This is a genomic window from Thalassospira xiamenensis M-5 = DSM 17429, from assembly GCF_000300235.2.
In the GTDB taxonomy this organism is placed as follows: domain Bacteria; phylum Pseudomonadota; class Alphaproteobacteria; order Rhodospirillales; family Thalassospiraceae; genus Thalassospira; species Thalassospira xiamenensis.
Genome location: NZ_CP004388.1, coordinates 3,097,547 through 3,111,888, shown reverse-complemented (window position 1 = coordinate 3,111,888; position 14,342 = coordinate 3,097,547). Strand labels below are relative to the sequence as shown.

The 14,342-nt window shown below is 55.9% G+C and carries 15 protein-coding genes; 11 read left to right on the top strand and 4 right to left on the bottom strand.

All coding sequences use genetic code 11. From position 1 onward, the window contains the following. Positions 1-7 precede the first annotated feature (7 nt). From TH3_RS14435 to TH3_RS14385, 11 genes are read left to right on the top strand one after another with little or no spacing between them, the layout of a single operon-like run. Positions 8-343: a TrbC/VirB2 family type IV secretion system protein gene (locus TH3_RS14435; RefSeq protein ID WP_040059982.1), complete on the top strand. Its 336-nt coding sequence runs from the start codon at positions 8-10 to the stop codon at positions 341-343. After that, positions 343-612, top strand: a complete 270-nt coding sequence (locus TH3_RS14430) for a VirB3 family type IV secretion system protein (protein ID WP_007090699.1) — start codon at positions 343-345, stop codon at positions 610-612. The genes TH3_RS14435 and TH3_RS14430 overlap by 1 nt, the downstream gene beginning before the upstream one ends. Continuing rightward, the gene (gene trbE, locus TH3_RS14425; RefSeq protein WP_007090698.1) at positions 606-3,056 is read left to right on the top strand and encodes a conjugal transfer protein TrbE; all 2,451 of its coding nucleotides are present in this window, start codon (positions 606-608) and stop codon (positions 3,054-3,056) included. The genes TH3_RS14430 and trbE overlap by 7 nt, the downstream gene beginning before the upstream one ends. Then, positions 3,053-3,763 (top strand): P-type conjugative transfer protein TrbJ, encoded by a 711-nt coding sequence (gene trbJ, locus TH3_RS14420; RefSeq protein WP_007090697.1) that lies wholly within the window; start codon positions 3,053-3,055, stop codon positions 3,761-3,763. Before trbE ends, trbJ begins: the two co-directional genes overlap by 4 nt. 17 nt (positions 3,764-3,780) lie before the next feature. Next, positions 3,781-5,115, top strand: coding sequence for a P-type conjugative transfer protein TrbL (gene trbL, locus TH3_RS14415; RefSeq protein ID WP_007090696.1), 1,335 nt, complete (start codon positions 3,781-3,783; stop codon positions 5,113-5,115). Continuing rightward, on the top strand, positions 5,116-5,823 hold the full coding sequence (gene trbF, locus TH3_RS14410) for a conjugal transfer protein TrbF (RefSeq protein ID WP_007090695.1): 708 nt from the start codon (positions 5,116-5,118) through the stop codon (positions 5,821-5,823). It begins immediately after the preceding gene. A gap of 5 nt (positions 5,824-5,828) precedes the next feature. Continuing rightward, positions 5,829-6,815: a P-type conjugative transfer protein TrbG gene (gene trbG / locus TH3_RS14405; RefSeq protein WP_007090694.1), complete on the top strand. Its 987-nt coding sequence runs from the start codon at positions 5,829-5,831 to the stop codon at positions 6,813-6,815. Further along, entirely contained in the window at positions 6,808-7,995 is a 1,188-nt protein-coding gene (locus TH3_RS14400; RefSeq protein ID WP_007090693.1) for a TraB/TrbI/VirB10 family type IV secretion system protein, read from the top strand. The genes trbG and TH3_RS14400 overlap by 8 nt, the downstream gene beginning before the upstream one ends. Next, positions 7,992-8,243, top strand: coding sequence for a DUF2274 domain-containing protein (locus TH3_RS14395; RefSeq protein WP_007090692.1), 252 nt, complete (start codon positions 7,992-7,994; stop codon positions 8,241-8,243). The genes TH3_RS14400 and TH3_RS14395 overlap by 4 nt, the downstream gene beginning before the upstream one ends. 45 nt (positions 8,244-8,288) lie before the next feature. After that, on the top strand, positions 8,289-9,332 hold the full coding sequence (locus TH3_RS14390) for a type IV toxin-antitoxin system AbiEi family antitoxin domain-containing protein (RefSeq protein ID WP_202965944.1): 1,044 nt from the start codon (positions 8,289-8,291) through the stop codon (positions 9,330-9,332). Further along, a complete protein-coding gene (locus TH3_RS14385; RefSeq protein ID WP_007090690.1) occupies positions 9,325-10,239 on the top strand; it encodes a nucleotidyl transferase AbiEii/AbiGii toxin family protein in 915 nt (304 codons plus the stop codon). Before TH3_RS14390 ends, TH3_RS14385 begins: the two co-directional genes overlap by 8 nt. Before the next feature lie 157 nt (positions 10,240-10,396). Here TH3_RS14385 and TH3_RS14380 read toward each other — a convergent pair whose 3' ends face one another. The 4 genes from TH3_RS14380 to TH3_RS14365 are packed head-to-tail and all read right to left on the bottom strand — an operon-like array spanning position 10,397 to position 14,129. Further along, positions 10,397-11,023, bottom strand: coding sequence for a PIN domain-containing protein (locus tag TH3_RS14380; RefSeq protein WP_007090689.1), 627 nt, complete (start codon positions 11,021-11,023; stop codon positions 10,397-10,399). Further along, positions 10,995-12,188: a helix-turn-helix domain-containing protein gene (locus tag TH3_RS14375; protein ID WP_040059978.1), complete on the bottom strand. Its 1,194-nt coding sequence runs from the start codon at positions 12,186-12,188 to the stop codon at positions 10,995-10,997. Before TH3_RS14375 ends, TH3_RS14380 begins: the two co-directional genes overlap by 29 nt. Beyond that, positions 12,172-13,557, bottom strand: coding sequence for a 7-cyano-7-deazaguanine synthase (locus TH3_RS14370; protein WP_007090687.1), 1,386 nt, complete (start codon positions 13,555-13,557; stop codon positions 12,172-12,174). The genes TH3_RS14375 and TH3_RS14370 overlap by 17 nt, the downstream gene beginning before the upstream one ends. After that, the gene (locus TH3_RS14365) at positions 13,554-14,129 is read right to left on the bottom strand and encodes a hypothetical protein (protein ID WP_007090686.1); all 576 of its coding nucleotides are present in this window, start codon (positions 14,127-14,129) and stop codon (positions 13,554-13,556) included. Before TH3_RS14365 ends, TH3_RS14370 begins: the two co-directional genes overlap by 4 nt. Between the last annotated feature and the right edge of the window lie 213 nt (positions 14,130-14,342).

Here is a 14,342-nt window from a genome sequence, read left to right as displayed (position 1 = left end):
GAAATTCATGTCTGCAAGACATTGCGCATTATCACGCACTCTCCCGTCAGCTTTCTGTCTGGCGGTAGTCATGCTGATCGCTCTGGCACCCGATGCCATGGCTGCCGGTTCGGGTATGCCGTGGGAAGAGCCGTTGCAGCGCATTCTGGAATCCGTTCAGGGACCGGTGGCCAAGATCGTTGCGGTGATCATCATCATCGTCACCGGTCTGACCCTGGCCTTCGGCGAAACCTCCGGCGGGTTTCGGCGCCTGATCCAGATCGTATTTGGCCTGTCGATCGCCTTTGCCGCCAGTTCCTTCTTCCTGTCCTTCTTCTCGTTTGGTGGTGGGGCGCTGATCTGATGCGTGATGATCGATCCGTCGAGGGGTTTGATATCCCGGTCCATCGGGCACTGACCGAGCCGATCTTTCTCGGTGGCGCACCGCGTTCGGTCGCAATCCTGAATGGCACGTTTGCGGCGGCCATCGGGCTTGGCCTGCAGCAATGGGTTGCCGGGTTGGGGTTGTTCTTTATCGGCCAGACACTGGCAGTGTTTGCTGCCAAGCGTGATCCGGATTTTTTACCGGTCCTCGCCCGCCATCTGCGCCAGAGGAGATGGTGGCGATGCTAAACCTTGCCGAATATCGCAACAAGAATGAGTGTCTCGCCGATCTCCTGCCATGGGCGGCTCTGGTCGCACCGGGGATTATCCTGAACAAGGATGGCAGCTTTCAGCGGACATTTCGGTTTCGGGGGCCCGATCTCGAAAGTGCGACCGAGGCCGAACTGGTCGGGTTCTGTGCGCGGGTCAATAATGTGCTCAAACGTCTCGGCTCGGGCTGGGCGCTGTTCTTCGAGGCAAGCCGAAGCGAGGCCGAGACCTATCCGGTGTCTGACTTTCCCGATCCGGCCTCATGGCTGGTCGATGAGGAACGCCGGGCCGCCTTTGCCGAGGCACGTCAGGGGGCACATTTCGAAAGCCGCTATTATCTGACCTTGCTGTTCATACCGCCGCCTGATCTCCAGTCACGCGGCACAAAGCTGTTTGTGGAAACCGGCCGGAAGGAAGAAGGACGGAACTGGCGGCTGGAGCTGGAACGCTTCACCGAGGATACGGAGCGGGTGCTGGACCTGCTGGCGGGCTTCATGCCCGAGGTCGTGCCGTTGGATGACGACGAGACGCTGGCGTTTCTCCATGATACCGTCTCGACCAAACACCATCCGGTGCATGCGCCCGAGATTCCGGTCTATCTTGATGCCATCCTGGCCGATACGCCGCTTGTGGGTGGTCTTGAGCCGATGCTGGGTGATTGGCATCTGCGCAGCATCACCATACTGGGTTTTCCCGATACGACCCGTCCCGGCGTGCTGGATGCGCTCAATCATCAGGATTTTGCTTATCGCTGGGTCTCACGTTACATACCTCTGGACCGTACTGACGCCAATAGAGTCCTGACCCGCCTGCGCCGGCAATGGTTCGCCAAGCGCAAATCGGTTGCCGCCATTCTGCGTGAGGTGATGACCAATGAGGCGTCAGCACTTGTTGATAGTGATGCGGACAACAAGGCGGTGGATGCCGATGCCGCCCTGCAGGCGCTGGGCGGTGATCATGTCGGGTTCGGTTATCTGACGGTTACGGTGACGGTCTTCGATTCTGATCTTCAGGCCGTCGAGGACAAGATCAGAACGGTCGAGCGGATCGTCAATGGGCATGGTTTCACAACAATCCGCGAGACGATTAATGCGGTCGAAGCCTGGCTTGGCAGTCTGCCGGGCCACGTCTATGCCAATGTGCGCCAGCCTTTGATCCACACGCTTAATCTGGCCCATCTCACACCACTCTCGGCGGTCTGGGCCGGGCCGATGGGTAATGCGCATCTCTCCGAGGTTACCGGGCAGTTCTGTCCACCATTGTTTTATGCACAAACCTCGGGGACCACACCCTTTCGCTTTTCCACACATATCGGCGATGTCGGGCATATGCTGATTGTCGGGCCGACCGGGGCGGGCAAGTCGGTTCTGCTCGCCCTGATGGCGATGCAGTTTCGCCGTTACCCCGATGCGCAGATCTATATGTTCGATAAGGGCAACTCGGCCCGCGCCGCGGTACTTGCCATGGGTGGGGAGCATTATCCGCTTGGCGCCAGTGAAGGCCTGTCTTTTCAGCCGCTACGCGAGATCGACGATCCGACGATTCGAAGCTGGGCGGCGGACTGGATTGCGATGCTGCTTGATCACGAGAAGGTCCGTGTGACGCCCGAGATCAAGGATATGGTCTGGTCAGCCCTTTCCAGTCTGGCAAGTGCGCCGGTCGCGGAACGGACGCTCACCGGTCTTGTCATGCTTTTACAGTCCAATGCGATCAAGGCAGCGCTTCAGCCTTATACGCTGGAAGGCCCGCTTGGCTATCTGCTTGATGCCGCCGAAGACCGGCTAACACTCTCTGATATCCATTGTTTTGAGACCGAGGAACTGATGAACCGGGCCGGGGCGGTGCTGCCGGTTCTGACCTGGCTGTTTCATCGGCTGGAAGCGCGGTTTGATGGTCGCCCGAGCCTGCTCATTCTCGATGAGGCCTGGATCTATCTCGATAACCCGCTGTTTGCCGCGCGGATTCGTGAATGGCTCAAGGTTCTGCGCAAACGCAATGTTTCGGTGATCTTCGCCACCCAGTCGCTGGCAGATATCGCGGATTCAACCATTGCACCAGCCATCATCGAAAGTTGCCCGCAGCGGATCTTCCTGCCCAATGACCGGGCCATCGAACCGCAGGCGAGAGAGGCCTATGAGCACTTCGGTTTGAATAGTCGTCAGATCGACCTGATCGCCCAGGCCACACCCAAACGTCACTATTACCTGCAATCCAGACAAGGTAACCGGCTGTTTGAGCTCGGGCTCGGCCCGATCGCTCTGGCCCTGTGTGGGGCCTCGGACCCGGCCGCACAGAAACGCATTGATCAGATTCTGGCCGATCACGGGCATACGGATTTTGCCCAACACTTCCTCGCGGCCAGAGGGCTGGACTGGGCCGGGGATCTGATCGGGCAGTTTTCCCGAACAGGAGAAGCCTCATGAAACGCATCATGTTCAAAGCCATTTCAATTGTTTTGCCAGCTCTGTTCTGGAGCCATGTGGCCCTTGCCGCCTGGCCGGTATTTGATGCAACGAACTTCGCCCAGAACATCCTGCAGGCCAGCCGGGCGCTGGAACAGATCAACAACCAGATCCGCTCGCTTCAGAACCAGGCGACGATGTTGCAGAACATGGCGCGCAATCTCGAACGGCTGGATTATTCCTCCGCCAGCCAGATGATGAGTGCGCTCGACCGGATCGATGGCTTGATGATGCAGGCCGACGGGATCGGGTTTGATGTTGCCGAACTCGATCTGCAACTCGCCCGGCAATATCCCGACAGCTATGAGGACACCCTCAAAGCCAGTGACGCGGCGCGTGCTGCACGAGAGCGCTGGCAAAACACCATGACGGCCTATCGCAAAAGCCTGCGTTTGCAGGCCGGGCTTGCCGGCAATATCCAGCAGGACCGTCAGTTGCTCAATGATCTGGTGGCGCGAAGTCAGGGCGCTCCCGGGGCATTGGCCGCCCAGCAGACCGCCAATCAGTTGCTGGCGCTTTCGACAAAGCAGCAGATGCAGATCCAGTCGATGCTGATCGCCCAGCAACGGGCGGAAACCCAGGATCGGGCGCGGAAGGCCCAGAGTGAGGAAAGCGGGCGGGCTTTGACCCAACGTTTCCTCGGCACATCCAGTGTTTATGACGAATAATCGGATCGGGTTCGGGTATGGATGACCTTGGCATCATTGATCGCTTCATGGAGGTGTTTGGCCGCTATATCGATAGCGGCTTCGGCCTGCTATCGGGCGATGTCGGGTTTCTGACCTCCATCCTGATCGGGATTGATATCACACTGGCCGGTCTGTTCTGGGCGCTGGGTGGCGAGGACAATATTCTCGCCCGCCTGATCCGCAAAGTGCTCTATGTCGGGACCTTCGCGCTGATCCTCAATAATTTCCAAGCCCTGACCGGGATCATCTATGCCTCATTTGCCGGGCTGGGGTTGCAAACCGTACCGGGAAGCCTGACCGCAGACGATCTGTTGCGGCCGGGCAAGATTGCTGCAACCGGCTATGAAGCAGCCTGGCCGTTGATCGCGCAGGTCGGCAACCTGGTCGGCATTCCCGATCTCTTCGTCAATGCCCTGACCATCTTCGTACTGTTGCTGGCCTGGTTCCTGGTGATCATCGCTTTCTTCATCCTCTCGATCCAGCTCTTCATCACGGTGCTTGAGTTCAAGCTGACAGCACTTGCCGGGTTCGTATTGGTTCCGTTCGCGCTGTGGAACAAGACGGCCTTTCTGGCCGAACGCGTACTTGGCAATGTCATCTCGTCGGGCGTGAAAGTCATGGTACTCGCCGTGATTGTCGGGATCGGTTCCACCCTGTTTACAAGTTTTACCAATGCCCTTCAGGGACAGGAACCCGACATGGCCGCGGCCATGTCGATGGTACTCGGTGCTCTGGCGCTTTTGGGGCTGGGTATCTTCGGGCCCGGTATTGCCTCGGGTCTGGTCTCAGGTGCACCTCAACTCGGTGCCGGGGCTGCACTTGGAACGGCCGGTGCAGCCGCCGGGGCGACGCTTTTGGTCGGTGGTGCTGCTTTGAGTGGTGTCGGAGCGGTTGCCGGGGGTGGTCTGGTTGCCCTGCGCGCGGCAACTGCACTTGGCGCTGGGGTCACAACGTCCTTTCAGGTGGGACGTGCCGCCTCGGGGGCGTCCGGTCTGGCCGGGACTGCTGCCGGTATGGGCGGTGTTGCCCGTGCGGCTGGAGGCAAGGCAAGTCAAACCGTGCGCTCCGTGTCGGATCGCGCCGTCAAAACACTGAAGCTGGAGGCCGAGAAGGGCAGGGCCGCGGCCTGGGCTGCAACCGGTGGCGCGCCTGCCGGATCGGCAAGCTTTCGTGCCTCCAACAGCAATAGCGCAACCGCGCCCTACTGGGCGCGACGTCTGCGTCATGAACAGAACATGCGAGCCCATCGGCATTCGACCGCGCAGGCCGTGCGCGATGGTGATCGCCCCGGTTCTGGCGCCAATCCGTCTCTCGATGAAAAGGGGGAATAGATGCCGTTTAAAAGATCCCTGCAGCGTTATGGTACGACGCCCGAACCCGAAACGCCCTATCAGAAGGCGGGTCAGGTTTGGGATCAGCGTATCGGATCGGCGCGCGTTCAGGCCCGAAACTGGCGATTGATGGCTTTTGGCTGTTTTGCTCTGGCCTGTTCCTTGTCAGGTGGATTGATCTGGCAATCCCTGCAAAGCCGGGTGGTGCCCTATATCGTCGAGATCGACCGTTTCGGCGAGGCAAGAGCGATCGCACCGGTCGCGTCGGACTATCAGCCGACCGATGCGCAATTCGCCTGGTATCTGGCCCGCTTCATCAAACTGGTCCGCTCGGTCTCCACCGATCCGGTGCTGGTCCGCCAGAACTGGCTGGCAGCCTATGATTTTGTCAACGGTCAGGCCGTACAGTTCCTCAACGATTATGCCAATCGTAACGATCCCTTCGCCGGGATCGGCGAACGGAGTGTGTCGGTCGAGGTCTCAAGTGTGGTGCGCGCATCGGATCAGTCCTTCCAGATCAAATGGCAGGAACGCATCTATGAGCGCGGTGCGCTGATGGGCACCGATCGCTGGACGGCCATCCTGACCGTGATTTCCAAACCACCGATCGATGCCGAAGAACTGCGCAAGAACCCGCTCGGGCTCTATGTCCGGGCGATCGACTGGTCGCGCGAGTTCGATACATCCTCTCCCGGATCGCAGGAGTAACGCTCATGAAACACAATGCGATGATGCTTACCTGTTTGATGATGGTGCTCACGGCCTGCAAGGCGGGAACCCCACCACCTGCAATCAGCTATGATCGGGCCAGCTTCAAAGAGGCGACCATTCAGGCGGAGCCCGCACGTCCGGTCGAAATCGTTGAAGTCCCCAAACCCTTGCCCCTACCAGGGCAACTGATGCCGTTGCCAAGCCAATCACCAGCAGACAAGCTCTCGCCTGAAGAGAGGGTCGAGACGGCGAATAAGACAGCGCTTCTGGACCCCTCCAGACACGGCTATATCAATGCGGTGCAGGTCTATCCCTATAGTGAAGGCGCGTTGTATCGTCTTTATGGCGCCCCGGGGCAGGTGACCGATATTGCCCTGCAGCCCGGTGAACAACTCCGCGCCGTATCGGCCGGGGATACGGTGCGCTGGGTGATTGGCGATACCACCAGCGGATCGGGGGATAACCAACAGGTTCATATCCTGATCAAACCCTTCGCCCCGGAACTCAAAACCAATCTCATGATCGCCACCGACAGGCGGACCTATCATCTGCAAATGATCAGTACCGCAGAAACCGCGATGGCAGCGATTTCCTGGTCCTATCCGCAGGATCGTCTGGTGATGTTACGCCGGAACAATGCCGAGGCCCTTGCGGCACAACCGGTCGATCGCAATCTGGCGCTCGAGAAGATCAGCTTTGGCTATGAGATCGAAGGAGACAATCCGTCCTGGCGGCCAATCCGGGCCTTCGATGACGGGCGCAAGGTCTATATCGAATTCCCCGCGCACATCGATCGGGGCGAGGTGCCGCCGCTGTTTGTGATCGGGGCCAATGGCGACACGCAACTGGTCAATTACCGCAAGCGCGGCACCTATTACATTGTCGATCAGCTGTTCCGGGCGGCTGAACTGCGCATGGGAACCGACCCGCAACAGGTGGTGCGGATCACACATCTCGAGGCTTCAGGTGGGGGAGCCCGCGATGACTGACAGATCGAAGGAGAGTTTTGAGCTGCGCGGTCGACCGGATGCCCGGATTGTTCGCTTCCGACGCAGTATCGTGATCGGTGTCACCGCGCTGGGATCGGGGGCGCTTCTCGGCATCGCGATGATGGCTTTGCAAACGCCGTCGCTGCGACAAGACAACGATAATGACGAGCTTTATCATGCGAGGCAGCAGGCACGACCCGATCAGTTGGAAAATCTGCCCAAGGACTATTCCGAGATAAAACAGGACGTGCCGAAGCTTGGCCCGCCCTTGCCCGGTGATCTGGGGCGGCCGATTGTGGCGGCCCAACGGGCCCAGGGAATGGATGTCACGTCCGGTGAACTTTCCCTGGCCGAGCAACGGCAAGCTCAACAGGCGATCGATGCCCGGGAGTCCGGTGTGTTCTTCTCGCTGGCCAATGCAGTGTCGTCCGAACCCTCGAACAGTCAAGCTTCGGAAAATCGAGCAACGGTAAATGGGAATGTTGGCTCAATTGCAACTGGTACCGATCCGAATGCGGTTCCGGATGAGCGGCAGCGCAAGCTCGACTTCATGCGCAAATATGACGATGGCGGGATTTATAATCCACATGTGATGGAAACCCCGGTCTCGCCCTGGCAGGTCATGGCGGGCAGCATCATTCCGGCCAGTCTGGTCACCGGGATCAATTCCGATCTGCCCGGCCTGATCATCGCCCAGGTGGGCGCCAATGTGTATGACACTGTCACCGGCATGACCGTGCTGATCCCGCAGGGAGCCAGACTGATCGGGACTTATGACAGTGTGGTTGCTTTTGGTCAGTCCCGCGCGCTGGTGGTCTGGCAGCGCATCCTGATGCCCGATGGAACGTCGATCCGGCTTGATAACATGCCGGCCTCCGATGCCAGCGGCTATGCTGGGCTCGAGGATGAGGTCGATTACCACACATGGCAGTTGCTCAAGGGCATCTCAATGGCGACCCTGCTCGGGGTCGGAACCGAACTGACGCTCGGCAGCGACGAGAGCGATCTGGTGCGTGCCATTCGCGAAAGCACCCAGCAGAATGTCGATCAGGCCGGGCGGCAGATCACCGAGAAGAACCTCAATATTCAGCCGACCATCAAGATCCGTCCCGGCTGGCCGGTTCGGGTGATCGTTCAGCGCGACCTTGTGCTTAAACCCTATGGTGGAGAGCAGAGATGATGAAACTTGCCAAACTGCCCGATCGCAAACCGGTAAAACTGACGATGACCCTTAATGCCGATCTGAACCGGAAACTGCGCGATTACGCTGCGCTCTATCGTGAGACTTACGGCGAGAGCGAGGCGGTTGCCGAACTGATTCCGTTCATGCTCGAAGCGTTTCTCGAGAATGATCGGGCCTTTGTGCGGGCGCGGAAGGAGGGGATGACAGGTACCGCGCAGGAGGGGCGGCAAAGCAAATCGTCGTGAGTGATGTGGGTCAGATGTCAGCTTCATACGATGCTGGGGGCGGTGTTGCAAAAGCTCGGCATTTGTGAATGGATGCCGAGGATTTGTAACATCTCGACGTATGGGTACTGCTGGCGAGATGTTTTATCAGTTCCAAATTTTGATGGTTATGAGCCATCAAAAGCTGAGAAATTAAAAATTCAATTGATGATTTTTTCAAAAAATGCGATTTTGATGGTTATGAGCCATCAAAGAACACCAAGATTGAAACCGATGCTGGAGCGGGTGCCACCCGGCTTTCTGGTTGATGCGGCATGGTTGAAGCGGTTTGGCGTCGATCCCAAATCGATCCATAACTATGCCGAGCGCGGTTGGCTGGAGCGGGTGGTCCGGGGTGTTTACCGTCGGCCACTATCACGCACGGATCATTCAGCCCGTTTGAACCGGAATTCCGCTCCCGATTGGCAGCTTGTTTTGCTGTCGATCCAGTCGATCATGGAACATGAGGTCCATCTGGGAGGATTGAGTGCACTGACCTTCCATGGCTTTTCTCATTATCTGTCCCTGGGCCATAAAGAGCGTATCTATCTCTATGGCGAGGTGCCGTCCTGGCTTGCGCGATTGCCGGGAGAAACAGAGTTTATTGTCCGCTCGACCAACCTGTTTGCGAATGATCTGGCCGGTATAGAGAACGTGGAACGTCAACTCGAGAATATGAACGGCAATACCGGTCCGACTGTCAGTCCGTGGCATTGGCCGCTCAAGGTATCCTCACCGGAACGGGCGATCCTTGAGGCACTCGATGAATTGCCGTCGCATGCCGGTTTTGACAATCTCGACATGATTTTCCAGGGACTTGCCAATTTGCGCCCGAAACATCTTATGAAGCTCCTGCGCGCTTGTCAGAGCATCAAGGTCAAACGGCTGTTCTTTGTTTTTGCTGATCGTCATTCCCACGCCTGGCTGAAATATCTCGACAAATCTGCGATTGATTTGGGATCGGGGCCGCGGGCCTTGATCAAGGATGGAAAAATACATCCGATCTACCGGATCTCAGTCCCCGAAGCATTCATGCCCTCGGAGCAGGGGGAGGGGAGCCAGAATGCGTGAGCGCTATGTCGAACAGGTCCGGCTGCTGATGCGCCTTCTGCCGGTGATTGCGCGAGAGGAAGTCTTCGCGCTGAAAGGCGGTTCGGCAATCAATCTTTTCTACCGAGATTTACCCCGTCTGTCTGTTGATATTGATCTGACATATTTGCCAATCGAAGATCGGGAGACGTCCCTTGCAAATATTGATCAGGCGCTCGACCGGATCATTGCAGCGGCAAGCCGTGAAAACAGGGATGTACGGTTTCAGCGGATCGCCGGTGGCGGAAATCTGGAAACCCGGATCATGGCCACACGCGGAACGACCAACGTGAAGATCGAGACGTCTCCGGTCATGCGCGGTACGGTTCTGCCTCCCGTCTTGCACAAGGTATCCGATGCTGTGGAGGAAACCTTCGGATTTGCCGAGATGCAAGTCCTCTCATTTGAGGATTTGTATGCTGGAAAGCTGCATGCCGCCCTAGATCGCCAGCATCCGCGGGACCTGTTTGACGTCAAGCTGCTATATGAAAATGAAGGGCTGACTGACTATCTGCTGCGGGTTTTTCTGGTTTATGTCAGCACATCGGGACGGCCGCCGCATGAATTGCTGGCACCGGCACTTGTTCCGATCAAGGAACTGCATGATCAGGAATTTGCAGGGATGACGCGAGACGAGGTCGATCCCGCTGATCTGGAAAACGTGCGATCACGGTTGATTGCCGATATCCGAAATACCCTCACGGGGGATTTTGCCGGCTTCCTGTTGTCGCTGCATGATGGAGAGCCCGATTTTAACCTGATAGGTTTGCCTGCAGCAGAACAGCTTCCGGCTGTTCAATGGAAGCTTCTTAATCTGCTACGTCTCAAGAATGAGCACCCGGTCAAGCATGCGGAATTGCGGGGAAGGTTGGCAAAGTTGCTTTCCTGAGATCTGTTCGACACCATGTAACAGCCGCTGATGCTCCTTTGGCGCTGTTTATGAACTGCTACGTGCCAAGGTTTTTCGTAATCTTGGCACGTTTAGCTCTTATTGGAGGCAATCAGATAGAAGATATTTCAAGGTCCATTTAACGGCATAAAGTACTTTATCTATCTGACATCCATTGTCCGGAGCGTCGCCGATAACCGGGCAAGCAAGTACAATCAACAGCTCTGTAGCTGCCGATCAGGCTGACAACATGATCGCAGTGTTCTTCCGCGATACGCATGCGCCCGTCACGCAGTGCCATATACACCGCATCAACCGACGTGGTTGAACCAAGCGATCTGCGAACGTGGGGATGAAGCATGAGATCGAGTGACCAGCCCGCAACTGCCTCACTGCACAGTTCAGAAAATTTGGCCCGACCTTTTCGTTCATCAATGACGGCGCAAAAGCCCCGCGCCGTTGCAATGGCGATGGTTGCCGCTTCGCCGTCGTCCAGAGACGGTGTGCCCGTGATGAGACGGGCATACAGAGCGTATTCCGCGTCGTTCATCGTTGCGATCTCTACTTTGCCGGCAATCACCAGGTCCTTAAGAAACCCGTGCTCACCATTTGTCTTACTCGTTTCATGTTCTAGTTCATTGGCAACGACTTGAGGAACGACGATCCCGTGAGGTAACGCACTTAGAATGCGCTCACCATAGATACAGGCATGCAGGTTGATAAGAACGCTCGTATCAAGGACAAGCGGCGTTTCATCATTCGTCAGAGAACTTGAGATCGTCATCCGTCTCGCTATCCTCAAGTTCGATTTGGTCGATGACTTTGCGAAGCATTAAACGATTGACCTTTAGCAGTTCCGCCAATTGCCCCTCCGACATCAGTTCGCGCTTCCATGCCGCGTGTGCCATGAGGCTAATCCGGTGAGAAATAAGGCGGTTCGCATCATCCTTGACAGGGTCGGCGCGATCCGCAGCAGCACCGAGAACCTCTCGTGCCTGCTCATCCTTGATTCCCCCCCGATCCTCAAACCAAGCCCAAGTCCCTTTCTTGGCAAGGCCAAGTTCCTCCAACCTCAGAACACACGCCTGACGGGAAATATTATATTGGTGTGCAAGCAGAATAACTAGTCGCCGAGTGATTTTGCCAGTGATTTCCTTGAGTTGTTGGAAGCTTTCCCCAAAGTTTTGTGCTGGCGTTACGAAAGCGCGACCAAAAGCATTCGCATAGCGTTCGTCACGGGAGAGAAACTGTTCGTTCTCCTCAAGAACTTCAGGAACCTGCCGGGTGCCGAAAAAATGGCCCAGTTCATGGGCGGCAGATTGTATACGCCGTGGTAGCGGATGATTGGCATTGAGCAAAATACACGCGCCTATTTCATCGTCATAGGTGAATAACCCAGCGATTTTCGAGCGGGTAGAAAGGCGACGCTGGTACAGCCGGATGCCGAGATCAAATTCGATAATCGAGAAGATATCTGCGATGGGGCCTGCGCCTAGGCCCAGCCAGTCCCGGAGTTCCTGAGCGTGTTTTTCTGCAAGGTCAAGCACGTCACCTTCGTTAATGCCACGTTCGGGTGGGTAGTTGCGGCGGCGTTCGATACCAAGAACATTTTCTAACTCAACCTCCGCTTTGGCAAGGTTGTTCAGAAGTTGGATTGCTTCACGGGTATATTCGTCTTCGGTTTCTCTTAATTTGCGGAAGCGGGGAACCAGATCAGTATGTACAGCCTCACGGCGGAGAAGCGCGTTGACGGAGACGCCGTAGTGGTTGGCGAGGGTCTGCAACTCTTGGATTCTTACGCGGCGCACGCCTTTCTCGATAGAGACGAGAGTAGGGCGAGAAACGCCGACAACCTGCGCAGCATCGTCCTGGCGTATTCCAGCGTTCTCTCTGGCCAAGCGTAGGCGTCGGCCAATTTCCTGGGCGCTCATTTCATTTAGATCGGCCATAACGTCCTCCGTCCATCCAGCTCTTCAGAAAGCTTTTTTCTTCTTGGGCGGTTAGAAAAGCCCGCCATTCTTCGGCATGATTCACTAATAACATCCTCAAGTTTTTCATTGTGTCTTCCCGCGGCTCTCCGAGCGCTGCCGCAAGCTCAGAGGCGTGGATTCGTAATTCGTCGTCGGGAAGATCAGCCATTTCAGCTAAATGCTGAAGATGTCGAGCACCGACGCTGCCATATTCAATCATGATATCCCGGTCCCTCTGTTGCGGGATAACAGCAAGTGATTCATTTACATCTGAACACTTTAAGTCCGAGATAACGTAGGCGTCAGCGGCCTCGGTAATGCCTGCGGTGTGCATGCTCAACCTGCGGAGTAAGCAGGCTGCACAAAGGCCGCATTGTTTCCGCCCTCCGTTGGTGTTCACAATGCGTCTGGTTTGCCAGCACGAGCGCGTGTCAGTCAGGTCTTCTTGCTTTTTAGCGGGGAGTTCAAGAAACGCACCTAACGTTTGACCCTTCGTGTACCATATACGGGGTTGGTCGTATTTAACCTGATATCCCAGCAAAGCCCTAACGAAGCGCTCCATCTTCCTAAAAAAGGTCGGGTGGTTTCGATAATCCGGATGGATATTGTGCAATGGCAAAAGCACAGGGCCGAGGGCACCTTGACCGCTTTCAGGAACAACAACTCTGCTTAGTTCCGACATATGTGCGGCAATTGCTGTGATAGCGGAAAATTGGAAACCTCGTGAACGGAAGCTGCTTTCCAGTCCTCGGAAACCCTGCACCTTGAAAGGGATTTGATCGAATGGTTGATCGCCTTTTTTCAGTCTGTTTCGGCTCTTTGCAATTCGGACACGAAGCCCTAATTTATCGCCGCTCAAAGCAGAGACAGCACGTGAGTCCAGTCCGTCGCTATAGGCAATGGTAAAGGTTTTAGTCTTTGTAAAAGCAAGAACGCCCTGACGGGCTCCTATCGGGGCCGGCCCCCGCCATTGCACGAAGTTAAATGACCAGATATCTGCTGTTAGGTGCCTTAGCGCGCTAAGGAGACTCTCTATAACCTCTTTGCGCTGCCAAGCAGCGAGATCAAGGACGGGTACCGTAATATTGAACTTACGAGACCAACCGCGAGGCCGTTTCCAGCGACGATCGGCAAATTCAACAGCGGCACTGACAACAAGCAGATCGTGGTGCAGCGATTGCCAACCTTTGTAATCGAACGTGCTCAGAATGTCTGGATCAAATTTGATGTGCTTGCCAACTTCAGCGATCTCAGCGCCTTTGGGGTAGGCGCGCTTTACCGATTGGCTTTGTTCGACGACACAAAGAGAAAGGTCTGATCTAGGTTTGTTTAAGAAGGTGTTTTTCAATCGTCCGGTCCTTCATCTAGACCTTCTCTATTGTGGTTCGCATTTCTAAAGGTGTTCTTTAGGCCTGTGTAAAGCGCATTGCCAAGAGCATTCGGATCAATCAAGCTGAATGTCTCATTGTTGCGGCTAATCGACATTGCATACTCTTCTTTAGTCATGTCGCCAATGTCGCGCGCACGAATGCACTCTTCATCGATGCGGTTTTTCGTTTCACCTATCCATGCATTGGCCGCCGATTTTATAGCTTCATCTAAAGCAACTGCTGAATTCATCTGATCCCGGAGGTTTGCCAGTAGGTGCTTCTGAAGTATGTCAACCAAGGGGGCCTTAATGTGATTGTCGAAAATAGATTCTGCCAATGACACAGGATCAAGGTCCATCTGGGCTTCCAGTGTCAGTTCCTTCAATCCTTTAAGCAGTTCGCTGATGCCTGCTAGGTCTACATCGCCAAGCATGCTGTGGCAGGCTTGCGCCGTCCGCTCATTTTGACTGGTTGCGTCGCTGACCAAATCTCTTCCGTAGCGCTTCCAGCGTCCACTCAGCTTTGAATTTCTGAACGGTCCATCGGTCATGGCATCCTCCTATGGTTTTAAGGTAGGAGGAGTATCTGACAAAGTCAATATTGATATGAAATAATCTGACATTGTCTGAAAAATGGGCGAAGAGCCTTACCCCTGCCTTTAATACCCATCGGTGTTTTCCGCCGCTCCTTCGAACGCAATTTTTACGCCCCGATAGCCGAGGTGCAGGGCTCATGTCGCGCCGTAATGCACAGCTCAGACGAA